Annotated in this window: 24 protein-coding genes, 1 tRNA gene and 1 pseudogene; 9 read left to right on the top strand and 17 right to left on the bottom strand. The window is 67.7% G+C overall.

The annotated features are described in order from the left end of the window. Window positions 1–883: 883 nt before the first annotated feature. Window positions 884–1,369, bottom strand: coding sequence for a GNAT family N-acetyltransferase (locus ABD848_RS05715; protein ID WP_344968097.1), 486 nt, complete (start codon window positions 1,367–1,369; stop codon window positions 884–886). 611 nt (window positions 1,370–1,980) lie between these two features. Between ABD848_RS05715 and ABD848_RS05720 the strand changes: the two genes are divergently transcribed. Next, window positions 1,981–2,610: an MBL fold metallo-hydrolase gene (locus ABD848_RS05720; protein WP_344968099.1), complete on the top strand. Its 630-nt coding sequence runs from the start codon at window positions 1,981–1,983 to the stop codon at window positions 2,608–2,610. Window positions 2,611–2,677: 67 nt separating this feature from the next. On the opposite strand, the gene ABD848_RS05725 is transcribed toward ABD848_RS05720, so the two are convergent. The 3 genes and pseudogenes from ABD848_RS05725 to ABD848_RS24985 all read right to left on the bottom strand — a co-directional run. Then, the gene (locus tag ABD848_RS05725) at window positions 2,678–3,607 is read right to left on the bottom strand and encodes a PepSY-associated TM helix domain-containing protein (RefSeq protein ID WP_344968101.1); all 930 of its coding nucleotides are present in this window, start codon (window positions 3,605–3,607) and stop codon (window positions 2,678–2,680) included. Then, on the bottom strand, window positions 3,608–3,784 hold the full coding sequence (locus ABD848_RS05730) for a hypothetical protein (protein WP_344968103.1): 177 nt from the start codon (window positions 3,782–3,784) through the stop codon (window positions 3,608–3,610). Beyond that, window positions 3,784–4,059 (bottom strand): annotated as a pseudogene (locus ABD848_RS24985) (PepSY domain-containing protein); the annotation flags it as partial. The pseudogene ABD848_RS24985 and the gene ABD848_RS05730, both read right to left, overlap by 1 nt. Window positions 4,060–4,755: 696 nt before the next feature. On the opposite strand from ABD848_RS24985, the gene ABD848_RS05740 reads away from it, so the two are divergent. Further along, entirely contained in the window at window positions 4,756–5,010 is a 255-nt protein-coding gene (locus ABD848_RS05740; protein WP_344968107.1) for a hypothetical protein, read from the top strand. On the opposite strand, the gene ABD848_RS05745 is transcribed toward ABD848_RS05740, so the two are convergent. Next, window positions 4,982–5,965 carry a LysR family transcriptional regulator gene (locus ABD848_RS05745; RefSeq protein WP_344968109.1) on the bottom strand — a complete coding sequence of 328 codons (984 nt, stop codon included), beginning with the start codon at window positions 5,963–5,965 and terminating at the stop codon, window positions 4,982–4,984. The genes ABD848_RS05740 and ABD848_RS05745 overlap by 29 nt on opposite strands. A gap of 83 nt (window positions 5,966–6,048) precedes the next feature. On the opposite strand from ABD848_RS05745, the gene ABD848_RS05750 reads away from it, so the two are divergent. Continuing rightward, the gene (locus tag ABD848_RS05750; RefSeq protein WP_344968111.1) at window positions 6,049–7,134 is read left to right on the top strand and encodes an aminotransferase class V-fold PLP-dependent enzyme; all 1,086 of its coding nucleotides are present in this window, start codon (window positions 6,049–6,051) and stop codon (window positions 7,132–7,134) included. A 129-nt stretch (window positions 7,135–7,263) separates the two neighbouring features. Here ABD848_RS05750 and ABD848_RS05755 read toward each other — a convergent pair. The 4 genes from ABD848_RS05755 to ABD848_RS05770 all read right to left on the bottom strand — a co-directional run bounded on the left by ABD848_RS05755 (window position 7,264) and on the right by ABD848_RS05770 (window position 8,933). Then, window positions 7,264–7,348, bottom strand: a tRNA-Ser gene (locus ABD848_RS05755). Between the two features lie 10 nt (window positions 7,349–7,358). Further along, window positions 7,359–7,850, bottom strand: coding sequence for a nucleoside deaminase (locus ABD848_RS05760; protein ID WP_344968113.1), 492 nt, complete (start codon window positions 7,848–7,850; stop codon window positions 7,359–7,361). Further along, complete coding sequence (locus tag ABD848_RS05765) at window positions 7,847–8,356, bottom strand: tRNA adenosine deaminase-associated protein (RefSeq protein ID WP_344968115.1); 510 nt, start codon at window positions 8,354–8,356, stop codon at window positions 7,847–7,849. The genes ABD848_RS05760 and ABD848_RS05765 overlap by 4 nt, the downstream gene beginning before the upstream one ends. A gap of 73 nt (window positions 8,357–8,429) precedes the next feature. Continuing rightward, window positions 8,430–8,933 (bottom strand): tRNA adenosine deaminase-associated protein, encoded by a 504-nt coding sequence (locus ABD848_RS05770; RefSeq protein ID WP_344968117.1) that lies wholly within the window; start codon window positions 8,931–8,933, stop codon window positions 8,430–8,432. Between the two features lie 460 nt (window positions 8,934–9,393). On the opposite strand from ABD848_RS05770, the gene upp reads away from it, so the two are divergent. The 5 genes from upp to ABD848_RS05795 all read left to right on the top strand — a co-directional run bounded on the left by upp (window position 9,394) and on the right by ABD848_RS05795 (window position 11,959). Further along, entirely contained in the window at window positions 9,394–10,047 is a 654-nt protein-coding gene (gene upp / locus ABD848_RS05775; RefSeq protein WP_344968119.1) for a uracil phosphoribosyltransferase, read from the top strand. Window positions 10,048–10,550: 503 nt separating this feature from the next. Beyond that, window positions 10,551–10,775, top strand: a complete 225-nt coding sequence (locus ABD848_RS05780; protein WP_344968121.1) for a hypothetical protein — start codon at window positions 10,551–10,553, stop codon at window positions 10,773–10,775. Window positions 10,776–10,914: 139 nt separating this feature from the next. Continuing rightward, window positions 10,915–11,079: a hypothetical protein gene (locus tag ABD848_RS05785; RefSeq protein ID WP_344968123.1), complete on the top strand. Its 165-nt coding sequence runs from the start codon at window positions 10,915–10,917 to the stop codon at window positions 11,077–11,079. Between the two features lie 16 nt (window positions 11,080–11,095). After that, window positions 11,096–11,605 (top strand): PH domain-containing protein, encoded by a 510-nt coding sequence (locus ABD848_RS05790; protein WP_344968506.1) that lies wholly within the window; start codon window positions 11,096–11,098, stop codon window positions 11,603–11,605. Between the two features lie 141 nt (window positions 11,606–11,746). Beyond that, window positions 11,747–11,959: a hypothetical protein gene (locus tag ABD848_RS05795; protein WP_344968125.1), complete on the top strand. Its 213-nt coding sequence runs from the start codon at window positions 11,747–11,749 to the stop codon at window positions 11,957–11,959. A 758-nt stretch (window positions 11,960–12,717) separates the two neighbouring features. On the opposite strand, the gene dnaB is transcribed toward ABD848_RS05795, so the two are convergent. Continuing rightward, complete coding sequence (dnaB, locus tag ABD848_RS05800) at window positions 12,718–14,469, bottom strand: replicative DNA helicase (RefSeq protein WP_344968508.1); 1,752 nt, start codon at window positions 14,467–14,469, stop codon at window positions 12,718–12,720. A gap of 332 nt (window positions 14,470–14,801) precedes the next feature. On the opposite strand from dnaB, the gene ABD848_RS05805 reads away from it, so the two are divergent. Further along, window positions 14,802–16,154, top strand: coding sequence for an MATE family efflux transporter (locus ABD848_RS05805; RefSeq protein WP_344968127.1), 1,353 nt, complete (start codon window positions 14,802–14,804; stop codon window positions 16,152–16,154). A gap of 14 nt (window positions 16,155–16,168) precedes the next feature. On the opposite strand, the gene ABD848_RS05810 is transcribed toward ABD848_RS05805, so the two are convergent. The 7 genes from ABD848_RS05810 to ABD848_RS05840 form a co-directional block, all read right to left on the bottom strand. Continuing rightward, window positions 16,169–16,960 carry a peptidoglycan recognition protein family protein gene (locus ABD848_RS05810; protein ID WP_344968510.1) on the bottom strand — a complete coding sequence of 264 codons (792 nt, stop codon included), beginning with the start codon at window positions 16,958–16,960 and terminating at the stop codon, window positions 16,169–16,171. Window positions 16,961–17,268: 308 nt separating this feature from the next. After that, window positions 17,269–17,715 (bottom strand): 50S ribosomal protein L9, encoded by a 447-nt coding sequence (rplI, locus tag ABD848_RS05815; RefSeq protein ID WP_344968129.1) that lies wholly within the window; start codon window positions 17,713–17,715, stop codon window positions 17,269–17,271. A 22-nt stretch (window positions 17,716–17,737) separates the two neighbouring features. After that, window positions 17,738–17,974: a 30S ribosomal protein S18 gene (rpsR, locus tag ABD848_RS05820; RefSeq protein WP_344968131.1), complete on the bottom strand. Its 237-nt coding sequence runs from the start codon at window positions 17,972–17,974 to the stop codon at window positions 17,738–17,740. A gap of 96 nt (window positions 17,975–18,070) precedes the next feature. Then, on the bottom strand, window positions 18,071–18,616 hold the full coding sequence (locus ABD848_RS05825; protein ID WP_344968133.1) for a single-stranded DNA-binding protein: 546 nt from the start codon (window positions 18,614–18,616) through the stop codon (window positions 18,071–18,073). A gap of 75 nt (window positions 18,617–18,691) precedes the next feature. Beyond that, window positions 18,692–18,982: a 30S ribosomal protein S6 gene (rpsF, locus tag ABD848_RS05830; protein WP_344968135.1), complete on the bottom strand. Its 291-nt coding sequence runs from the start codon at window positions 18,980–18,982 to the stop codon at window positions 18,692–18,694. 135 nt (window positions 18,983–19,117) lie between these two features. Next, a complete protein-coding gene (locus tag ABD848_RS05835) occupies window positions 19,118–20,482 on the bottom strand; it encodes a glycosyltransferase family 87 protein (protein ID WP_344968137.1) in 1,365 nt (454 codons plus the stop codon). A 3-nt stretch (window positions 20,483–20,485) separates the two neighbouring features. Then, window positions 20,486–23,191 carry a transglycosylase domain-containing protein gene (locus ABD848_RS05840; protein ID WP_344968139.1) on the bottom strand — a complete coding sequence of 902 codons (2,706 nt, stop codon included), beginning with the start codon at window positions 23,189–23,191 and terminating at the stop codon, window positions 20,486–20,488. Between the last annotated feature and the right edge of the window lie 577 nt (window positions 23,192–23,768).

A 23,768-nucleotide genomic window follows, 5' to 3' on the forward strand; every position in this document is an offset into this window, starting at 1 on the left:
GCTCAATCAAGCCACACGCCCAAGAAGGCCGTCAATCCCCGGAAGGCCACGTCAGCCGATACGTAACAGCCTCTTCACACAGTTCACTAAAACGAAAAACCACACATAACACCCATTGTCAAATGTAGGATGACTAGCTTCCTCGCTGGTAAGGCGCTCTTGATGGTCTGGCCGCCCGCATCCGAAAGCCGTGGCGCCGCGGCGTGGGCGGGTGTAACAGATGCCCGTCGCTCGCACCTCGATCGCTTCGCGATCTCGGCAACCTAGGAGCGGTGGTGGGTAGAGGTGGTGTGGAATCGGTACTGTGCGCCGGAGTCGGAGGCGACAATGTAGGCGGCGACGACAGGCGGTGGGTAGGGCGGGCGCAGGGTCGGTTCCGGTTCGCTGGGGGGCGTGGGTGGCCGCTGCGAGATGGGAGCGGGGAAGGTAGAGCTTCCATGATCATCGCGGCTGTCGAGGGCGCCACGAACCCGCGACCGGCCTGTTCCGCAGGCGGGGCGGGCTTCCCCTCGCCCCGAAAGGCGTCATAAACCCGGCAAACCAGCTCCCGCGCGGCCGCCATGATCACGACGAGGATGCCCATTCGGCGATCCTGGGCCAGGAGAGTCGCCGAACATGCATCCAAACCGATCCCGCCACCCGTCCTCGCTGCCCCCGATCCCGGTGCACAGTGTCGACTCGGTGCCTACCCGGCCCCGCACCCCCTCAGGCTGCCGAGATCGCGAAGCGATCGAGGCGCGAGCGACGCAAAACGCCTCTACCCGCCCCACCCACCACCGGCCGTCGCCGCCTCACGTCCCCCACCCCGACCTCAGCACACAGCACCGACATGCAGCGCTCCTGCGTTCCCACTCCCCTCACCGCCTTCCCCCACCCGAAGAACTCAGAGCTTCTTGAAGTACCGGGCGATCGGGAGCTGCACGAAACCGGCCCGCTCGTAGACACGGCGGGCGGGAGCGTGGCCGGGGTCGCCACCGGTCTCCACCATGGCCACGGCCATGCCCTGCTCCTTGATCCACTCCAGAGCGAACGAGGTCAGCGCCGTTCCCACACCGCTGCGCTGGTGGTCGGGGTCGACGGCGACCATGTAAATCTCCCCCAGGCTCGCCTCATGGTCCAACCGCACGGCGACGAAACCGGCCACGAGCGTGTCGACCTCGGCGACCCACACGTGGATGTTCTCCGAGCCGCACGCCTGCTGGACCGCACGGCGCTGATCGGCACGCCAGTCCGGGTGCATCTGCGCGTACACCCCAGAGTCGCCCAAGACGTTCTCCAGCGAAGCGAAGACCGGCGCCCACGCCCGCAGGGAAAGAGCGACCACCGTATCCTGATCACGATCCTCGAACGCACGTACCACCGGTCTCATCTCTTCAGGATGTCATCCCGGCGTGCCCGCCGACATCGAATTATCCTCGTGCCCAACCGCTGGGAGCGTGGCGACGTCCCTCGGCGGGGCGGACCATGTCGCCCGGTCGCCTCTTCCGACGTGTCCAGGAGGGGGCGCAGCGGCAGCGGCCGATCACAGCTCCGTTCCGGCCTTCCCACGAGGCCCGGCATCCGTGCCATGGATAACTGGCATCGACGGCTTCTCCTTCCGCAATGTGGCGACGAAATGTCACTCTGTGCGGCACACGCTAAGGAGAGCCGATGGGTTTGGTACCGGCAGGCAACGGCCGTCCGCGTCCGCCGGCGGTCCCGCGCGTCCAGGCGGGTCCGGACCCCCGCAGGTGCGCGCGACACGTTGCCGCCCGGCTCCAGCCGAGCGCCGGGAGCCCCGACCGGCCGGCCCCTTCCGATCGCGGCTTCGCGCCCCCGCTCTCGCACGGCAGGCTCGGGCCGGTGCGTCCAGCGACAGCGGCGCAGCGTTCCCGAAAGCAAACCCGACGACAGCGCTCACCGAGGAGAGGGAGTAGCGATGAGGCATGAAGTCCGCGGTAGGGGACACGGCGGTGTGCGGCGCTCGGTGGTGGTGATCGCATGAGCGCGCGCATCGACCACACCACCACCTCGGGAACGTTCAGCCTCGACGGCCAGACGTTCGAGGTCGACAACAACGTATGGGTCCTCGGCGACGACACCGAGTGCGTCGTCATCGACGCCCCCCACGACCTCACCGCCATCACCGAGCTCATCGCCGGCCGGCGAGTCGTGGCGATCCTGGCCACCCACGCCCACGACGACCACGTCACAATCGCGCCAGAGTTGGCCGCGGCCACCGACGCGCCGATCCTGCTCCACCCCGCCGACCTACAGGTCTGGGAACTCACCCACCCCCAGCGCCCGCCCGAGGGCGCCCTGCGGGAGGGCCAGCTCATCGAGATCGCCGCCACCCACCTGCGCGTGCTGCACACTCCCGGCCACTCCCCCGGCTCCTGCTGCTTCTACGTCCCCGAACTCGGCGCCGTGTTCAGCGGCGACACCCTCTTCCGGGGCGGCCCCGGAGCCACCGGGCGCTCCTTCTCCGACTTCGAAGTCGTCATCGAATCCATCCAGGAAAGCCTGCTCACTCTCCCCGCCCACACAGCCGTCCACCCCGGCCACGGCCCGTCCACCACCGTCGGCGACGAAAAACCCCACCTGCACGCGTGGATTCGCCGCGGCTACTGAAACGACCCGCCGGCCCCCTCAGCGGGCGCCGGGGAGCCGTCCTCCCCGGCGCCACGCCGCCGACGGCTCAGCGCTGTCCCGACGAGGGCGGACGGGCAGCGCGCACAGCCCGCCACAGCCGCTCCGCCAACAAGAAGAGCAGGAACGACACGCCCAGGGTGGGCAGCAGCACCATGAGCACCGCGAAACCGACCAGCAGCGGGAGCGGAACGTTGCGCAGGAGTGGGCCCGCCGCGGGAGGTGCCCCGAGCCCGCCGGCCGGGCGACGCAGCCACCACATGCGGTAGCCGGCGAGGATGAGCACGACCAGCGCGAGGGCGAGCAGCGTCAGCCCCACCTGGTTAACCACCCCGAACAGCTCCGCCTGATGGAAAGCGATCCCGACAGTGGTGGCCTTGGCCAGCAGCGGGTAGTCACTCCACTCGACGCGGTCGGTGACCTGGCCGGTGGCCGGGTCGATGGCTACCGTGGTGTCCTCGATGGGCCACTGGCGCTTGTTGACCTCAGCGGTCCAGGCGTGCCCCGGCTCGCCCGGCGGGGTGAGTTCCAGCGCGCCGGACAGGCCGGCCTCGTGCGCCGCGGCGGCCACCCCGTCGATGTCGCCCGTGAGATCGACGTCAGCCGATTCACCGGCAGAGCCCCCGGACTGGCTCGCCGCTTCGCCACCGGCCACCTCGGTACTGACCGAGGGCGCCCCCGAACCCAACTGCGCGCGCAACGCATCCAGCCATGTGCCCGCGTAGTTGGTCCAGGTCAAGCCGGTGACCACCAGGAGTGCGAGGAAGACGGAGATGACCACACCCAACAGCGAGTGCACCGAGCGCCACCGCGACCATCCCGGACGGCGCATCCGGAAGGCTTGGGCCAGTGCGCGCTTGCTGCGAGGCCACCACAGGTACAGGCCGGTGAAGATCGAGACGAGGACCCAACTGGCGGCGAGTTCGGTCACCGGCTGCCCGAACGCCCCCAGATGCCAACTGGAGTGCAGGTTACGCAACTACTCGTCGGGGCGCTCGGACTCGGTGATCTCCCCGGTGACGTGGGCCGATGCGGGATCGACGTAGACGGTGACGGCGCCCTCAGGCGGGCCGAACCGTCGGGAGGTGGCGCGAGCGTGACACCGGTCGTCTCCGAACTGTCCTCGGGCGCTGGGGTGACGGCGTGCACCTGCCAATCGGGGTACTGGGCTTGTGCGGCACTGACCTGCTCGCCCAAGGGCCGCGCCGGTTCCTCGGCGGTCGCGGTGAGCGTCTCGTGGTGCAGCGCGGCTTCGATCTGGGGATTCCAGGCGTAGAGGATGCCGGTGATCGCCAGCGAGAGCACGATGGGTGCGACGAGGAAACCACCGAAGAAATGCAGCCGCCATAGCAATGGCTGCAACAGCGAGTGACGCTTTGTCGGGCGTTTCCCGCCGCGTTTGGGGCCCGGCGGTGCGCCGGAACCGGTCACCTCTGTGGTGGGGTGGTCATGTTGGGGGACATGCCCTACCTCCTTCTCGATCCACCCGACGTCGCTCTGCGAAAGCTAGGGTGGCCTGGTCTTTTATTGCCGGCTATGGGCCTCGTCGCCTGCCGTGGTCACTGTGTTGTTCAGTCAAGCCAACTCGATATGAACCGGTTTTTCCTATTTTGTGAAATAGTAGACCATAGTCACCGTCGCAGCGAGGAGCGGGAACGACCAGAAGAACATCCCAGGGGCGGACCATCCGGGGAATGAAAAGCACCCCAGCGCCACGAAGAAAAAGCAGCAGGTCATCCCCTTATCGACGGTTGTTTGTGCAGCCAATCGGAACAACGGATATGTGATAGCTATCACCGGAGAACAAAATGCACTATGAGCGGCAGCGAAAATTTCGGAATATCCGTTGTCCTCTTGCCGGTAGCGTGCTTTCGCACCAGCCATTACGCTGCGACGCTCGCCGGGCCAGCGGTCAGCGCGTGGCGCCCGCACCGCCGACCCGATACAGAGCAGGTCTGAGCTGGGAAATCACGCATCCACACTCCGAGATCCGGATTTTCGCCAGTTCAGATCGCTAGGGGGCTCCACGGCTCCGCCGACGGTGGGCTACCAGCGTCGAAAACGGCCGGTGGCGCCGATCGAGTCACCACCGCCCGGGAAGGAGACTTCCTCTTCGTACCGCCGACCATGGCGCACGCCTTCGCGGCGGCCCCCGATGCAACGGCCGACGTGCTCATCATCCAGACCCCCGACGCCGAGCGTTTCGAGTACTTCCGGCTCATCGACCGGATCAACAGAGGCGAAGCCGAGCCGCAGGAGCTCCTCGACACACAGGAACGCTTCGACAACCACTTCCTGGACAGCCCTCTCTGGCGCCAGACCCGCGACACGGGAGGCGAGCGGGAGCGGCTCGTCAACCTCCCCGACTCTCCCCTCGCGTGACCGGCCAGTGGGCGGTGGTCGCTCCCGAGGCGGGTGCCGGAGCGGCCAGTGGTTCCCGCACCTCGGTGGGGGCGGCAGCGGCCACCAATTCGTCGAGCATCACCGAGACGGCAGGCGCCCGCGCCCCCGCCACCACCACAGCGTGCACCCGACGCTCGGCCAAGTCGGGCACCGCCCGCACCACCACCCCTGACGGGCGGTGCAGGGTCAGCGCCAGCTCAGGCAGGGCGGTAATCGCCAGCCCCCGCGACACGAGCCGCTGGATCGCCACGTAGTCGTCGGTGGCGTAGGCGACGCGCGGCTCGAACCCAGCCGTATGGCAGGTACGCACGAGATGGTCACGACAGCGCTCGCACCCCGAAGCCCACGTTTGGTCGGCCAGATCGGCCAGCCGCAGGCCGTCTTGGCCGGCGCACGGATGGTCCGCCCCCGTCACTACCAGTACCGGGTCGGACATCAAGAAAACCTCGTGCACCCGGGTGTCAGCGTCGGGCGGGGAATCGCCGTAGCGGAACGTGAGCGCGATGTCGACCTCTCCCGCGCGCAGCAGACCCAGCGCCTCGGCCGGCTCGGCCTCGACCAGGCTCACCGTGACCCCAGGGGCACGCCGGTGCAACGCGGCCAGCGCATCGGGGACCACAGCGGCGGCAGCCGTGGGGAAAGCGGCCAGCCGCACCCGCCCGCCGCGCAGTCCCGCGATAGCCGCGACCTCTTCCTCGGCCATGGCCAACTCGGTCAGCACGGCGTCGACCCGCTCAACCAGCACCCGGCCCGCCTCGGTCAACCGGACGCCGCGCCCATGCCGGGTGAGCAGCGGGGTGCCCACCTCGGCCTCCAGCCGGTTGATGTGGTGGGAGACCGCGGGCTGGGTGTAGGACAGCGCGGCGGCTGCGGCCGTCATGGAACCGAGCCGGCCCACCTCGCGCAGGATGCGCAACCGGTGCAGATCAAGCACACAATGAAGATATCAACCAGGTTTATCGGTGAGCTAAAAAACAATCGTTTGTCCTTGGGCTGCCGCGAGGGCACGATCGGGCCATGAACACTCCGACCTCGTCGTCCCGTCCCGAAACGAGCGCGGCTTCCCTCCGCGAACAGTTCGACACCGAGGTGACCTACCTCAACACCGCCACCTACGGGGTGGCTCCGCGTCCGGCGAGCGCGGCGGTCCACGAGCACGAGCGCCGGCGCGCGGCCGGCCGCCTAGAGCTGGCTGCCCTCGACGAGGCGGTGGACCGTTCCCGGACCGCCTTCAGCCGGCTCACCGGCATCCCATCGCATCGAGTGGCTGTGGGCTCGCAGGCATCGCAACTGGTGGGACTCGTCGCCGGCGGGCTTCCCGCGGACGCGCAGGTCGTACTCGCCGAGGGCGACTTCACGTCGCTAATGTTTCCCTTCCTCGCCGCCGCCGAGCGGGGCGTGCGGGTGCGTTCGGTCCCGCTGGAAGCGCTCCCCGAGGCTGTGACCGACGAGACCGACCTCGTCGCCGTCTCGGCAGTGCAGTCATCCGACGGGCGGGTCGCCCCGATCGAGGAACTGTGCACGGCAACCCGCGAGCACGGCGCCCGACTGCTCCTCGACACCACGCAGTCCACCGGCTGGCTGCCGCTGCCCGTCGATCGGATCGACCTGCTCGTATGCGCCGGCTACAAGTGGCTCCTCGGGCCGCGCGGGGTGGCCTTCCTCGCCGGCACCGAGGAAGCCCTCGCCGGCCTCCCGCCCCTGGGAGCCAACTGGTATGCCGGCGCCTCGATCTGGGACTCGCTCTACGGCGAACCGCTGCGACTGGCCGACGACGCCCGCCGGCTGGACCTGTCGCCGGTGTGGGCCTCATGGGTGGGGCAGGCACCTGCGCTGGAGATGCTCGCCGACGTGGGAGAGACCGCGATCGGAGAGCACAACCGGGCCCTGGCGCGGCGCTTCCGCGCGGGGATGGGCCTGACGGACACCCAGCGCGCGGAGTCGGCGATCGTCTCGCTCGATGTCGATCCACAACGGGCGGCCAGGCTCACCGAGGGCGGCGTCGTGGCCGCCATGCGCGACGGCCGGCTACGGCTGTCGTTCCACGTCTGCAACGACGAAGCCGACGTCGACCGTGCCCTCAACCTGCTGTGCGGCGCCTGAGACGGCCCCGGAAAGCACAGAAGTCGGTTGCTCAACAGCCGTGTGCAACACATGTGCGACAGCTCGCGGCAACCGACTTCCGCCCTTGCTCTTGACCACGCATTCCCCTGGGCGAACGGCGGCCCTGTGCGGTGGAGGTGGGATTCGAACCCACGGTAGGTTGCCCTACACTCGCTTTCGAGGCGAGCGCCCTCGGCCACTAGGCGACTCCACCGCGCGCCACTCTACCTGAAACGTCGGGGTGTGAAGAACTCGGTGAGGAGCGCCGCGCACGCGCCGGCGAGCTCGGCATCGACCAGATCGGGGGGCACAACCTCCGGACGGTGGTTGAGTCGGCGATCCCGCACCACGTCCCACAGCGACCCCACAGCGCCGGCCTTGGGATCGCGGACCCCGTAGATGATCCGGTCGACCCGGGCCAGCACGCTCGCCCCGGCGCACATCGTGCACGGCTCCAACGTCACCGCCAGCGTGTGTCCGCTCAGCCGCCAGCTCCCCACGCGGGCAGCGGCGGCGCGCAACGCCAGCACCTCGGCGTGGGCCGTGGGATCGCCCGTCGCCTCACGCTCGTTGTGGCCGGCCCCGACAACCGTGCCGGCGCCATCGAGTACCACGGCCCCCACGGGGACATCGCCACTGCCCGCGGTGGCGCGCGCCTCGGTCAGAGCGAGTCGCAGCGCCGCGTCGAAGCCGGCGCGGGCCGTGGGGGCGGTCATATCCGAAGCGCGTCGAAGGAGTCGGCGAACCCGGCCCGGTCGGCGACCGCGGCCAGCGCGTCGGCCGGCAGCACCCCCTCGCGCAGCGTGAGAGCGACGAGATCCTCTTCGGGAGTGCCCAAGTCATCGAGGAGAGTGCTGTCGCCGGCGGGGTCGGGGTAGGGAGTCTGGCCGGTGCCCTCGGCGTCCTCCGGGTCTTCCGCCTCCTCGAGCTGGCCGTCGGTCTCCAGCAACACCGCCGCGATGGGGTAACCGTCGACGACCCGGGTGTCGGAGACGAACACCTGCGGGTTGGCGTGGTCGTCGACCCGCACGATCCCGAACCATTCATCGTCGGCCTCGACCATCAGGATCATGGTCCCCTCGGCCGCGACGGTGTCGCGAGCGCTCACGACATCGCGCATGAGATCGACCACGTCGTCGATGCCTCCGACATCGGACAGGTCGATCTCGATCCCCGACCAGTCATCGGCAGAACGGGCGAACACCGCTGCGAAGATCGACACCCGGGCTCCCCCCATCCTCTCTACGAGTCCTCAGGTTGGTGACCTCCTGCGATCTTCCACACCTACCAGCGGCTTAACCCAAGGCGTCCAAAGCTCGTTGGAACGCCTGTTGGAAGCCCAGCCGTTCGGCGATACTGGCGAGGACCTCGTCGGGGTAGAGATCGATGTCCCCGGCCAGCGCGCCGAGCTCCATCTCGTCAAGTCCGAGGTCAGCGAGGATCGATAGGTCGCCCGCCGGGAGCACCTGATCGAGATCCTCGTCCTCGGGAACCTCGATGTCGAGGTACTCCAGTACCTCGCGAGCCACCTGCCACTCGACCGAGGCAGTGACGTCGGAGAGAAAAATGCTGACATCGTCGCGGCCGTAGACCCGCGCGATGATGAAGAAGTCCTCTCCGACGGAGACCAAGCCGATAGCGCCACTGATGCTGGGCTGCTGGCGCAGCGCGTGCACCAAAGCCTTGAGATCGTATGTCAGCGCTACCGGGAGTAGATCGACGTCCCAGTAGTCCTCTTCTCGGTAAGCGACGGCCACGAAGTCGTACGAGCCGTCGTCGCCCTCTTGGAGTTGCGTCATCGTCGCTCCACCCGGATGCCCGTGATCCCGCCAGGATCGCAGATCGTCCGGAGCGGCGTCACCGTAACGGCCACTCTCGCCCCCGACCTGGTCTGTCCAGTGCGAATTGTCCTCGTGATAGAAGTCCGCGCTCACAGGTTCCATTAGAACGGACGCTCCGTCCCCAGCAGAACGGATTTGCGAACTCTGCCGCCTCAGTCAGGGCGATCACACCACGACTGGCGAGGGAGAACACCTGGTGAGACACGTTTCACTCCCCCATGAGCCAATTTGTGTAAGGCCCCGTACTCCAAGAAATCATCGTGGGCGTTGCCGCGACGAACGGAGATCCCCGCCATCAGCCCCACGGCGCCGACACGGCTGGACATGGTGACAAACCGGGCCCGCCGCCGTGGGCCACTCGTTAGACTCTGACGCCGGGCAGCCCGGTTTCTCCAGTTCAATGGGGTGTTTTTGGCGTATGGACGTCCATGTGATCGACCACCCGCTCGTGGCGCACAAGCTCACGATTCTTCGCGACGTCCGCACGGACTCCCCCACGTTCCGCAGGCTGGCCGACGAGCTGGTCACGCTGCTGGCCTACGAAGCCACGCGCGACGTCCGGGTGACCGAAACGACCGTTGAGACGCCACTCGCACCCGCCCCCGGCGTGCAGTTGAGCCGACCGCGCCCCCTCGTGGTTCCCATCCTGCGGGCCGGTCTGGGGATGCTCGACGGGATGACGCGGCTGCTGCCTACTTCGGAAGTGGGTTTTCTGGGGATGGCCCGCGACGAGGACACGCTGCTGCCGGCGGCCTACGCCGACCGGCTCCCCCACGACCTGTCGGAACGGCAGTGCTACGTGCTCGACCCCATGCTCGCCACCGGAGGCACGCTCGCCGCGTCGCTGCGGCTGCTCATCGATCGGGGCGCGGACCACATCACCTCAATCTGCCTCCTGGCAGCGCCGGAGGGACTGGAGGCGACCCGCGCCAAGCTGGCGCAGGCAGCGCCCGACGAGCGTTCCGTAAAGCTGCGGGTGGTGACGGCGGCCGTGGACGAGCGGCTCGACGCCAACGGCTTCATCGTGCCGGGGTTGGGCGACGCCGGCGACCGGCTGTACGGGTGCCTGTGACCACAGCGCGGCCAGGATGGATTAACCGGTTTCAGCGCTGGTGAACGGGATATCCGCGGCGGGGTGACTACCACAGCACGAAAACGGGTATAAGGGCCACACAACACAGCCGAAAACGGGGGGCATCCCCCGTGATGGCAGGACATCCAGCCACACAACGTGTGCGAATGCTCGGGTGGGTAGCTGTGAGAAGCATGTGCGTAAAGCATGTTTTTTGTGCTAGCCGAATTCATCCCGAGATGAAGATGTGACACATTAGAGTGATCATGGTTGTTGTGATCCTTTAGCCCATGTGAAGCGCCCGACGAAGCCAACCCGCCACAACTGCATACGCCGAGGCGAACACAGGAGCCCCCGACCCAGCATCCACAACAGCCTCCGCTCCCCTTCCCACTCTCCCGCGCCTTCGGCACCGCGATCGGCGGCATAACATGGCCGATCACGTGCCGTAGAAAGACGGGTACGGAGAGCTATCGATCACCCTTAACCCCTCAAGGAGTGACATGTCCGAGAAGCACGACACCGCACCCCGAGAGTTCTCCACCGTCATCAGCAAACTTCGGGCTGAGTTCAACGGCGTACACCCCGATACCACGGTGTCGAGATGTGTGAACGCGGCTCGCCATGGCGCGCAGGACGTGACGGGACGGGCTACTCCGGACCTGGTGGAGCGGATCGCTCGGCAGCACCTGCGGGTCTTGGCGGTGGCACTGTCCGAACAGGGATGACCGTTATATGGCAGTGAGGACAACCACAACGTGCTGACCTGGGGCGCCACGCCGGGTGAGGCGATTCCCTTTACTCCGTACCCGGCTGATGTAACAATCGTTGCGGGTTAGTGGGTAGCTGCATTCTTGGGGAGCCGGCATGGATAGAGTGAAACAATGGTCGAAAATTGCGCTTGTTGCCTTTGTTGCCTTCTATCTACTCACTCAACCTGAATCAGCCGCGGGAGTGATCGACGCCGGTATGGGCGGCATCATGTCAGCGGCCGATTCCCTATCTCGCTTCGTAAACGCGCTGGCGGTCTAGAGGTACCGCAGCCATGATGAAGCTCGTCCACAGTCCGGAGGACGACGCGCCAGCGTCGGTCCACCGTTACCTGCTGCCTCATGAGAAGCAGGTCATTACGATGCGCCGGCACCCCGCCGTGCTCCTGATGCCAGTGGCGGTGGTGTTGGGCAGCCTCATCGGTGCCGGCATCCTGAGTGGTTTCGTGGGCGCGCCGATAGCGGTGGCCGTGGTCTGGTGGGTCTGGCTGTTGGTCCTCGTCTGGTTCGTGTGGCGAGTGGCGGAGTGGTCGGTAGAGTACTTCGTCATCACGTCGGCGCGGCTGCTGCTCACCACGGGGCTGATCACGCGGCAGGTCAACATGATGCCGCTCGGCAAGGTGACCGACATGCGCTTTGAACGTTCGATCCTGGGGCGGCTGATCGGCTACGGCACGTTCGTCATGGAGTCGGCCGGTCAGGACCAAGCCCTGAGCAAGATCAACTACGTTCCTTATCCTGAGCAGCTCTACCTGGAAGTCGTGGGGCTCATCTTCCCTGGCGACTAGCCGCCGGCCGATACGGCACAGCGCCCGCCTACGGCGGGCGCTTTTTCGTGTTTGGGACAACCTGAGGTATACCAAAGTTGACTCAAGAGTAAATAAAGGGTTAACTAGAGGGAGCCACTTAAGGAACGAGGAGGTGTCGTGATGGCTCGCCACGTAAGCGGCACGCCACTGTCCGCCCGTCCGATTACCCCCCGCCGGCGCCGCCGCGGCCTCAACCGCGTCCGCACCACGACGACCTCCTGCGCTGCGGCCAGCACCGCTGACGAGACGCAGCAGCACGCCGGGCCGACGCTGCGGTGGGTCCTGATTCCCGACGCCGCCGGGCGCATCCGCCCGCGAGCCGAGTGGCACTAGCGACGGATCACACCACTTGAGCCGGGGCCGGTCACGTACGTGACCGGCCCCGGCTCAAGTGGTGTGATCTCCATCTTTGGGAGCTGAATCACGCCGCGAGCGCGCACCCCTCGGGTGACGGCGCGAGAGCCAACCAAAAGTGAACAAAAGGTGAACGAGGCTCCCCGAAGAGGATGCCTCCCGGCCGACAGCACTGACAGGGTGGGGTTTTCCCGTCGCTCGTGCGTTGATCGTCGTGTGGTCTCGGTGGTCGTGGCGGGCGGGCGGCAGCAGGTGGGGGTCCCCCGCTTACCCGGGTCTAAAAAGATCGCTGTTCGCTCGTGCCTCGATCGCTACGCGATCTCGGCAGCCCGAAGGAGGCGCTGTGGCTGGGGGCGAGCGGAAACGACGTGGACACCCCAGGGGTGAGGCAGCGCCGCTCCGGCCCGCGATGTCGCCCCGCCCCCCAAACCTCGCCAAGCCCCCGCTCTCCCCCGGGAGGGGGTGCGGCTGCCCCAGAACATCACTGTCGCGGGAGATGTGACTGTCGCTGGGATACAGCGGTGGACGGCGATCTCCGCGGGGATGGTGGCAGAGGGCGCACCGGAAGGCGTTGAGCCGCGGCCCCACCCCACCCCGTCGCAGTGCCCCCTCGCCTTGGCCGCAGCCCGCCCCAGGCTGCCGAGATCGCGCAGCGATCGAGGCACGAGCGATGGGAAACACCGCATGCCTTCCTCGAGCCAAAACCCCACCCCGCCACAAGCCCCGGCGGGGGAAGGTCAGCCGGGCGCCATGTCGACAAAGCGACTGTAGTGGCCCTGGAACGCCACCGTGACCGTGGCCGTGGGCCCGTTGCGGTGCTTGGCCACGATGAGATCGGCCTCGCCGGCTCGCGGCGACTCCTTCTCGTGGACATCCTCGCGGTAGAGCAGGATCACCATGTCGGCGTCCTGCTCGATGGACCCGGACTCACGCAAATCACTGATCTGGGGTTTCTTGTCGGTTCGCTGCTCTGGCCCCCGGTTGAGCTGCGACAGCGCCACCACGGGAACCTCAAGTTCCTTGGCGAGGAGCTTGAGCGAACGCGACATCTCCGAGACCTCCTGCTGCCGGCTCTCCACCCTGCTGCTGGAGGTCATCAGTTGCAGATAGTCGACGACGATCAACTTGAGATCGTGCTGCTGCTTGAGTCGCCGGCACTTGGCGCGAATCTCCATCATCGACATGTTCGGGGAGTCGTCGATGAACAGCGGCGCGCTGGCGACCTCACCCATACGTCGCGCCAGGCGCGCCCAGTCGTCGTCGGTCATCAGCCCCGACCGCATGGTGTGCAGCGGCACCCGCGCCTCGGCAGAGAGCAGCCGCATGACGATCTCGTTGCGCCCCATCTCCAAGCTGAAGACGACGCTGGCCATCTGGTGGGAGATCGAGGCCGCGCGCGCGAAGTCAAGCGCCAGCGTGGAGTTATGGGTGGGCACCCGCGCCCGGGTCGCCAGGTACACGTGGTCGGGGTGGTCGATCTGCACACAGCGCACCGGAACGGGGGCGACGGGGCGCACCACGGTGACCACGCGGGGGCCGATACGGACGGTGCCGCCGCGCTCGGCGAGCAGGCGGGTCGTGGTGAGCAGCGGGGTCGCCGCCGGCTCCGCGGTGACGGGCCACTGGTGCTCGGCGTCGGCCACCACCGTCGTGCCGTCGTCGAAGGTCAGCTCGTAGCAGGGGCGCTGGTGCATGACCTCTGTCGCGGCGACGACCCGCGTGGGGGAACCGTCGGCCGCCACGAGACTGTCGCCGACCTCGACCTCGCCCATGGTGGTCCACCCGCCGGGGGTGGGCAGCGGCGTGTCGAGGGCGAGCGCCTTTCCCACGGCCGGACGGGCGGCGACGATGATCATCTGCCCGGGGTGTAACCCGTTGGAGAGCTGGTCGAAGTCGGTGAAACCGGTGGGAACCCCGGTCATAGAGCCATCGTGGGAGGAGATGGCCTCGATCTCGTCGAGAGCGCCCGGCATGATCTCGCTGAGCGGGAGGTAGTCCTCTCCGGTGCGCTTCTCGGCCACGCGGTAGACCTCAGCCTGCGCGCGGTCGACGAGGTCGTCGATCTCGCCGCCGCCGGAGTAGCCGATCTGGGCGATGCGCGTGCCGGCCTCGACGAGGCGGCGCAGCACAGCCCGGTCGGAGACGATGCCGGCGTAGTAGCCGGCGTTGGCGGCAGTGGGGACGGCCTCGATCAGGGTGTGCAGGTAGGGCGCCCCACCGACGCGGGTGATATCGCCACGCTTGGTGAGTTCGGCGTTGACCGAGACGGCGTCGACGGGCTCACCGCGGGAGAAAAGGTCGATGACGGTGTCGTAGATCGTCTGGTGCGCCGGCCGGTAGAAGTCGGCGCTGCGGACGATCTCGACGACCTGGGTGATGGCCTCCTTGGACAGCAGCATCCCCCCCAAAACGCACTGTTCGGCGGTGATGTCGTGGGGAGGTGTGCGCTCGAACCCGCCCCCTTCTGGTGGCCCTTCGGCAACGCTCACGACTTCCCCCTGGGCTGGATGGTGCATACCCCGAGCTTGGATTCTCGCCACTGAGTACGACAGTCAGCAAAGCTGCCTGTGGACAAAACTGGGGAGATCTTGTGGACGAAGCGCGTCTTCTTGCGGATAGCTTGTGCACAACGCCTGTGGATAACTTCTCGCCGTCCACCAAACACCCCTTTTGAGCTGCGAAAACACTGTGCACCGGCTGTGTGTGGAAGAAATTTCTGCCTTGGATTTCCACAAGTTATCCACAGGCATATCGGGGTGAGGTGGATAACTGTGGACACCCCCGTCATCCGCTGGGATAAGAGCGGTAGCGTGACTAGGCCATGCCCAGACTGTTGTCGGCCCCACCGTTGCGCCACCCGCACGACCGCGAGATCTTCCGTCTCGCCATCCCCACCTTCTTCGCCCTCGTTTCCGAACCGCTGTTCCTGCTCGCCGACTCCGCGGTCGTCGGCCAACTGGGCACCGCGCCTCTGGGCGGCCTGGGGGTGGCCAGCCAGATTCTGCTGACACTGGCGAACCTGTGCATCTTCCTGGCCTACGGCACCACGTCGGCGGTGGCACGCAAGTTCGGCGCCGGTGACATCCGCGGCGGTATCCGCGACGGTGTGGACGGCATGTGGCTGGCCGCGCTCATCGGCGTCGGAGTCGTCGCCGTGGGCGAACCGCTGGCGCCCCTGCTGGTGGAGTCGCTGGGCGCCTCGCCCGACGTCGCACCACACGCGCTGACCTACCTGCGCGTCAGCCTGCTCAGCGTCCCAGGGCTGCTGGTCATCATGGCCGGCACCGGTGTACTGCGTGGCCTGCAAAACGCCGCCGTCCCCCTTGTCGTCACCGTGGGGGCCAACCTCGCCAACATCGCGCTGTGCGTCACGTTCGTGCTGTACCTGGACTGGGGCATCGCCGGTTCCGCCTGGGCGACGGTCATCGCCCAGACTACGGGCGCGGCCTGCTATGTCGCCGTGGTCACCCGGGCTGCTCGCCGTTACCGGGTGGGGCTGCTGCCCGACGTGGCCGGCCTGCGCTCCTCGGCCGCGGCAGGGGCGGCCCTGTTCGTCCGCACCGTGTCGCTGCGAGTCGTGCTGTTGCTGGCCACCTCGGTGGCCGCCCGGTTGGGCGACCCCGAGATCGCCGCCCACCAAGTGGTCTCGCAACTGTGGTCGCTGCTGGTGTTCGCGATGGACGCCATCGCCATCGCCGGCCAGGCCATTATCGGGCGCTACCTGGGCTCGACCGACGTGGCCGGCACCCGGGCCGCCACCCGACGGATGGTCGAGTGGGGCATCGTGCTGGGTGTGCTTTTCGCCGCTGTAGTGCTGCTGGTACGGCCATGGGTACCGGCGGTGTTCACAACCGACCCACAGGTGAGCCACCTGATCCTGGGCGGCCTCGTCGTAGTGGCGCTGTTGCAACCGCTGAGCGGCGTCGTGATGGTGCTCGACGGCATCCTCATGGGTGCGGGTGACCAGCGTTACCTCGCGTGGGCGAGCTTCGTGACGATGCTGGCCTACCTGCCGTTCGCCGCGGCGGTGCTGTGGCTGACCCCACGCGAACCGGCCACCGGTCTGGTGGGGCTGTGGCTGGCCTTCGGCGTGTGGATGCTGGCCCGTGGGCTCACCCTGGGCCTGCGGGCCAGGGGAACGGCATGGCTGGTCACCGGCGCGGCACGGCCGTGACCAGCCCGACGGGATCACAGCGGCGCTTCTTCCTCACCCACCGCGGGGCCGTGGTAGTACAGCTCCCTGCGCTCATTCTGGGGCACTCCAGGATGGGAGGGGCGGTGCTCGACCGCGATGTCGACAGGAGCCAACTGCCGCACCCGTGCCTGAAGCTCAGCTAGCCGCGAGCGCACGCTGCGTCGCACCTCGGGCAGCATGGAATACAGCCGATCGCCAGGGCAACTGGTGAAGTTGTAGTCGCGGTGGCCGACGATGGCGTGGTCGGGGTCGAGCCCGTAGACGTAGCACAGCCAGGCGCAGGTTTCCACCAAGGAGACCATGAGTGCGCCCGGTGGGGTCGCGGAGGCATAGCTGCCCTCGTTTTCGATCCCGATGGTGTGGGAGTTATGGCTGGCGGTATGGGCGCCCACGACATGTTCGCGCCGGCGGATCGCCAGCAGCGAACGATTACGGCCCTCCATGATGTGGCCGCCGCGGCTAATGGTGAGTTGCTGGCCGACGTCGCTCCACCCGTTGTGGTCCATGTGGTACCTCTGGATGGCCCTGGACAGTCGAAAGGCGTGGTATCTGGAGTAGTCCGTGCTGTTGGTAGTCGCCGTGTGATGCACGACGATATGGTCTGGCCGCTTGTCGAGGACGGTGGCCCTGTATTTCGCCCCGCGCGCGTTCCAGTGGCCGCGGTGATGGATTGCCGGCTCGCCCGCGGCGAACGCGCTGGACGCGTCGCCGACCTCGATGGCACCCCCGACGAGCACGCCGCCGGCCACGACCGCGGCTCCACGGAACACGCTGCGGCGGGTCATCTCCCCTGCTGCTGCACGCTGTTCATGAGTCGACACTCGGCCTCATCCTTCCAGTGGAGTAGTAGGCCCACCGATCACCATAGGTGACGATCTGAAAGCAAATAGTTACCTCATGCGGCATGTCGCATCCTTGGCGATAGGCACCACTGGGTTAGTGAACCGCAGAAGCCAGACATAGCGGGCGTGCAACGTCACGCGCCGAGCGAGCGGGGCCGGTACCGGCCGCCGGGGGAACAGCGGGACCACCGGAAAAACGAGGTCCCGGCTCCGCTGCGCGGGAACCGGGACCGGAGTGGGTCGGGCGCGTCCTACACGCCGGTGACCTCCAAGTGGATCGTCGCGGTGACCTCCGGGTGGAGGCGGATCTCGACCGTGTGGTCACCGGCGGACTTGATGGGGGTGCGGATCTGGACGCGACGCTTGTCGATCTCAGGGCCGCCGGCGGCCTTGACCGCCTCGGCGACATCGGCCGGCGTGACCGAGCCGAACAGCCGACCCGACTTGCCCGCGCGCCGCGACATGGGGACCTTGAGGGCCTTGAGCTGGCCCGCGATCTGGCGCGCGTCGTCGAGGCTGCGGATCTCGCGTGCGGCACGGGCCCGCCGGATCGAGTCGATCTGCTTCTGGCCGCCGCGGGTCCAGCGCACCGCGAATCCGCGCGGCAGCAGATAGTTGCGGCCGTAGCCGTCCTTCACCTCGACGACATCGCCCGGGGCGCCGAGGCCGCTGACCTCGTGGGTCATGATGAGTTTCACGACTTGAACCTCCGAATCCCCGTTAGCGAGCGCTGCTGGTGTAGGGCAGCAGGGCCATCTCGCGAGCGTTCTTGATCGCCGTGGCGACGTCACGCTGGTGCTGGGTGCAGTTGCCGGTGACCCGGCGGGCACGGATCTTGCCGCGCTCGGAGATGAACTTGCGCAGCAGGGTGGTGTCCTTGTAGTCGACGTAGGACAGCTTTTCCTGACAGAACAGGCAAACCTTCTTCTTCGGCTTGCGCGCTGCCGGTTTCGCCATCGTGGTGCTCCTTTACAAGAGCCCCGGATACTCCCGGGGATGGTCGTTTCGATCGGATATGCGCGTATCGGCGACGCCACGGCCGCGAGCGCGTGCCTAGAACGGCGGCTCGTCGGAGAAACCGCCGCCACCACCGCCGCCGCCGAAACCGCCGCCAGTGGCCCACGGGTCGTCAGCGGGCGGGCCGGAGCGACCGCCGCCCTGCTGGCCGCCGCCGAAGCCACCGCCCTGGTTGCCGTAGCCACCACCGAAACCGCCGCCTTGCTGGCCGCCTTGGCGCTGGGTCCGCGTCACCTTCGCGGTGGCGCTGCGCAGCGCTGGGCCGACCTCGTCGACGTCGATCTCGAAGACGGTGCGCTTCTCGCCCTCCTTGGTCTCGAAGGAGCGCTGCTTGAGCCGTCCCTGCACAATGACACGCATGCCGCGTTGCAGGCTCTCGGCCACGTTCTCCGCGTACTGGCGCCACACGGAGCAGTTGAGGAACATGGACTCGCCGTCCCTCCACTCTCCGCTCTGCCGGTCGAACTGGCGCGGGGTCGAGGCCACGCGGAAGTTCGCGACCGCGGCACCGCTGGGAGTGAATCGCAGTTCAGGGTCGTCGACGAGGTTGCCGACGAGCGTGATCTGGGTTTCGCCTGCCATGGAGTGGCTCCGGTTTTCCTAGGACGGATCAGGCGGATGCGGAAACAGTGCGATGTAGGCCGTGGGGCGTGCGACTCAGTGCGCCGCGGGCCGCAGCACCTTGGTACGCAGGACAGCCTCGGTGAGGCCGAGCTGGCGGTCGAGCTCCTTGACCGTCTCGGGCTTGGCGGTGAGGTCGATCACCGCGTAGATACCCTCGCTGTTCTTGCCGATGTCGTAGGACAGGCGGCGCCTTCCCCACACATCGACCTTCTCGACCGAGCCGCCGTCGTTGCGGACGACGCCCAGGAACTGTTCGATCGAGGGCGACACCGTGCGCTCATCGAGGCTGGGGTCGAGGATGATCATGACTTCGTAACGACGCATAGGCGTTCGTACCTCCTCTGGACTGACGCGGCCATGGCTATAGGGGCCATGGCAGGAGGGCAGGAGCCCCACCGGATTCGACCACTGTCACATCAGGGGGCTCGGAGCCGGACTAAAAGCCAAGGTTACCAGCGCTCACGCCTGCGAATCGCCGCTCCGCAAGCAATCCACAACGAGCAGCACACATACCGCCAGCAGTGAGAACAGCCGCCCCAACAACACGACGGCATACAGGCCAACCCCGATACCGGCATCGGGAGCGCCCTCGGGCGGGGAGAACGACAGCAGGTACTGCCAAATCCCCAGGATGTAGCCGACCTCGGCCACCTGCCACGCCCCGAACACCAGCAGCGCCGGCCAGCGGCCGACGTTGCGGGGCCATGCCAGGGCCGCCAGCGGCAGCAGCCATAGCACGAACTGCGGCGACCACACCTTGTTGGTCATCAAAAACGCGGCGACCACCAGGAAGACGAGCTGCTCCAGCGGCGGCCGGCGCCGGGCGAACAACCCCAGCAGCGCGACCCCTGCGCACGCCACCACCAGCGAGCCGGTGCCCACGAGGTTGACCAGATCCAGGTTGGCGGTGTCGAACAGGTCGAACTCACCGAGAAGGTAGTAGATCGACCCCCAGTCGGCGCCGCGCTCCCGGCTGAAGGTGAAGAACTCCGCCCAGCCCTGCGGCGCGACCAGGTAGATGGGCAGGTTGACCGCTACCCAGGTGAGCACCGCGGCTCCTAGGGGACGGCCGAGGTCCCCGCCCACCTGTTGCCAGGAGCGGCCGTGGCGGAACCGGTCGCGCACCGCGAGCACGAACAGCGGGCCGAAGAACAGGAACGGGTAGAACTTGGCGGACACCGCCAGGCCGATGAGCGCGCCCGCCGACCACTCCCGCCCCCGCGCATAGGAGACGAGACCGCCGATCAGGAGCGCCACGGCGAGCATGTCCCAGTTGATGTAGGCGGCCAGCAGCGCCGCGGGCACCAGCGCCGTGAACGCGCCAGCGGCCAGGGCCCGGCGGTGGTCGAACAGCGCACCGTCGGGGGAACCGGCGGCGGCGATGCCGCCATGGCCGGCGAGCCACCCCACGCCCAACACGGTGGCCGTCAGGCACACCGCCATCACCAAAGCGGTGAGGTCGAAGTAGGCGTAGCCGCGCGAGGTGGCGTCGGGCAGCCACGAGACGGCGCGGGCGAGGACGTGCATCAGTTCGCCGGTGAGCACCGGGTACTCCACCGGCTTGTCCAGGTAGGGGACGGTACCGGCGTCGAGCTCGTCGCGGTAGTAGAGCGGGAAGACGTCGGTGTAGCACGCCTTGGCGAACTGGGTGCCATCGACCCAGGCGCCGCCGAACCGGCAGGGGGCCTTGAGGAGGTAGCCGAGCAGAGCGCCGAGGGCGGCGACCCCGACGAGCTGGGGCCAGGGGAACGCCTGGCGCTGGGTGGGGGAATGAACGGTGCCGGCGACGTCGTCGCCGGCACCGCCGGTCAATCGCTGGGCCACGGGTTATCCCCCACCCAAGAGGCCGCCACCACCGCCGGAATTACCGCCGCCGCCACCGTTGCCGGGGCTGTTGTCGTCGCTGGTGCACTCCCCGTTCGGACAGTCCTCGCCGTTGGAGGGGGAGGTGGTGTTGCTGGGCTCACCGGACGGCTCCCACCCTTGGCATTCCTCCGGGAAGGTCTGGCGGACCTGCGGGATCGAGCAGTCGAGCCCCCCGTTGGGCCACGACGGCGAGAAGGACGGGTCCGGCGAGGAGACGGTGGGGTCGGGCGAGGGCGAACTCGTCTCCTCCTGGGTCTGCGTCGCGCTGGGGCTGGCGCTGGCGCTCGGGCTGGGCTCGATGAAGCGTCGCTCCTCACCCATGTAAACGGGCTCGGGGAACTGCTCGACGGGCTCGCCCTCCATGGCCTTGGTCATGAACGCCTGCCAGATGCTGGCCGGCAGCGTCGAGCCGTACACCCCGGCCAGGCCGGGGATCTCCACGGGCTGGCCGTCGTCGCGGTGCAGCCCCACGGCGGTGGACAACTGCGGGGTGAAGCCCACGAACCACGCCGACTTCGCCGAGTTGGAGGTACCGGTCTTGCCGGCCACGGGACGGCCGTCCAGGGTGGCCTCGCCGGAGTTGCCCTGCTCGACCACCTGGGTCATGGCGTAGGTGGCGTCGGCGGCGGCGTCGGCGCTGAACGCGCGGCTGCCGGTGTCGAGCAGGTCGGCGTCGTTGGGCTCCAGCACGTTACCGTCGCGGTCCTTGACCTCGACGATCATGTGCTGGGGCATGTGGACGCCGTTGTTGGCGAAGGTGGAAAAGCCTGCGGCCTGGTCGACGGCGGCCACCTCGTGGACGCCCAGCGTGATGTTGGGGCCCAGGCCGGCGGTCTCGAACTGCTTCTCGGGGATGCCGGCCCTCTGGGCGGTCTCGCGCACCTTGGCCGGCCCGACTTCGACAGCCAGCGCGACGAAGCTGGTGTTGATCGAGTTGGCCGTGGACTCGATGAGATTGACCGGCCCGTAGGAGACGTTGCTGTCGTTCTCGACCGGGGCGTTGAGCCCGGGGAACTCCTGCGGGGAGTCGCCGTCGAAGACGCTCCTGAGCCCGATGCCGTTCTCCAGGCCGGTGGCCAGCGTGTAGGGCTTGAACGCCGAACCGGCCTGGCCGCGCTCGATCAGTGAGTTGTTGGCATCGTCGACGAAGTTGCTGCCGCCGTAGAAGGCGCGGATCTCGCCCGTCGCGGGGTGGACCGCGGCGAGACCGTAGTTGGTCTCCTCGGGCATGCCCTCGGGCCGGGTCTCGCGCACCGCCGCCTCGGCGGCCTCCATGAGGCTTTGGTCCAGCGAGGTGGTGATGCGCAGCCCGCTGTTGATCTGGGTATCGGACAGCTCGTAGCGGTCGCGCAACTCCCGCTGCACCGACTGGATGATGTAGCCCTTGTACCCCTCGTAGGAGTCACCGGGCTCGTAGGGCTGGAGCTCGGGGAACTCCAACCCGGCGGCCTCGGCCTGACTGAGCCCCCACTCGGGGTCTTCCTTGTGCAGCTCGACCATGCCGTCGACGACGTAGTTCTCCCACCGGTCGTGCAGCAGCTCCTCGGTCTCCGAACCTTCCTCGTAGTTCTCGAAGTTGCCGGGCTGCTGGATGATCGCGCCGATGAAGGCACCCTCGGCGTAGTCGAGGTCTTCGACGTTCTTGCCGAAGTACGCCTGTGCGGCGGCTTGGACGCCGTAGGCCTGCCGACCGAAGTAGATGGTGTTGAGGTACTGGGTGAGGATCTCGTCCTTGCTCAGCGCCTGGCCCACCTTCAAGGCGATGAAGATCTCCTTGAACTTACGGACGTAGGAACGCTCCTGCGACAGCCCGTCATAGTAGTTACGCGCCATCTGCTGGGTGATGGTGGAACCACCGCCGGCGCTGCCACCCGAGAGGACGGCGCGCGTCAGACCGGTGGGGGAGATGGCGGGCTCCTCCCAGAAGCCGCGCTGTTCGGCGGCGAGCACGCCGCTGATGACACTGTCGGGGATCTGGCCGCGCTCGACGATGACGCGGTTGGTCTCGCCGAAGGTCGTGGCCTCACTGCCGTCTTTGTAGCTGATGGTGGTGGAGACCTCGGTGACCTCGGCCTGGGCCCTCATGTCGCTGGCGTCGGGGGTCATCGCGTAGGCGACGCCAGCGAAGGCCACACAGGCGACGAAGCCGACACCGCAGGTGACGATGGCGGGCTTCCAGGTCTTGGACAGGAACCTGCGCAGCGGGCCGCGCTCGTCCTCCTCGTCCTCCCACTCGTCGGGGGGTCGACGGCGCCCCCCGCCTCCGGCGCCGTGCGCGGCGGCGTGACGGCGCCCCTCCTGGGGTGCTGTGGCGCGCGAGCGGCGTTCCGGCGGGCGCTCGTCGTCGAAACCGCCCTCTCGCCGGCCGGCGCGTCGCCGACCACCCGTCTCTGGCGATGCGGCCGAACGGTGTGCCCGTGGGGGCGGGCCGCCGCGGTCGTCACGGTCCTCACGCGAACGGCGGGGGCGACGCTCGGAGGAGTCGTCTCCCCAAAAGCCCGCCCCGGTGTCGTCTTCTCTGGAATCCCTGGTCCTGCGGCGACCGGCAGCGCGTTCGTCCTCAGCGTAGCCGCGAGGCTCTCGCCTGCCGCTATCGCCGCGCGGGTCGTTGGCGGGGCCGTTGGCCCGGCGCCGCCCGCCGGCGTTGCGTCGTCTTTCGGTACTCACGCGTCCTCGTCTGTTCTGTTACGGCCGATCGGCCTCACGACTCGGGGATAGGGGGATAGCGTTCTCCGCGACGGAGCACAGGATCGAACGGGCGCCCGGTGGGGTAACCGGTTTGCTCGCGCTCACGAAATCCGGTCGTGAGACGCGCGCGAAGCGCTTCCGGTTGGCCGGCCGCTCGTCCGAGACGGTTGCCCGCTGTTTCCTCCTGTCGTGACCTATCGGGACGAAAACTCCAGAGCGAGACGTTGCCCGCATCATGGTCAAAATCAGGGGCGACCTGATGCGGGAGGACACGACCGGGGGCATCGACCCGGCACGGCCGGCGTCGTCGCTCTTTGCTAGGCCGTTGCTAAAACAGCCGGCGGAGTGGCCATTCACGGGTATGACCATCCCGCACTTCAGGCATGGCACCTCGACCGGTACCCCGCCCTGAGAACGATGGTTACGTTAGGGCGGCGCTGCCGTATAGCACAACCCACCGAGTGAGGGTACCTGGCGACACGGCCAAGGCTGGCTGCCGATTGGAACCGACATATGGCAAACAGCGTACGGCGTCTAAGGCCGGCGTGGGGCGCCT

Origin of the sequence: Salinactinospora qingdaonensis, assembly GCF_039539445.1 — a bacterium.
Taxonomy (GTDB): domain Bacteria; phylum Actinomycetota; class Actinomycetes; order Streptosporangiales; family Streptosporangiaceae; genus Salinactinospora; species Salinactinospora qingdaonensis.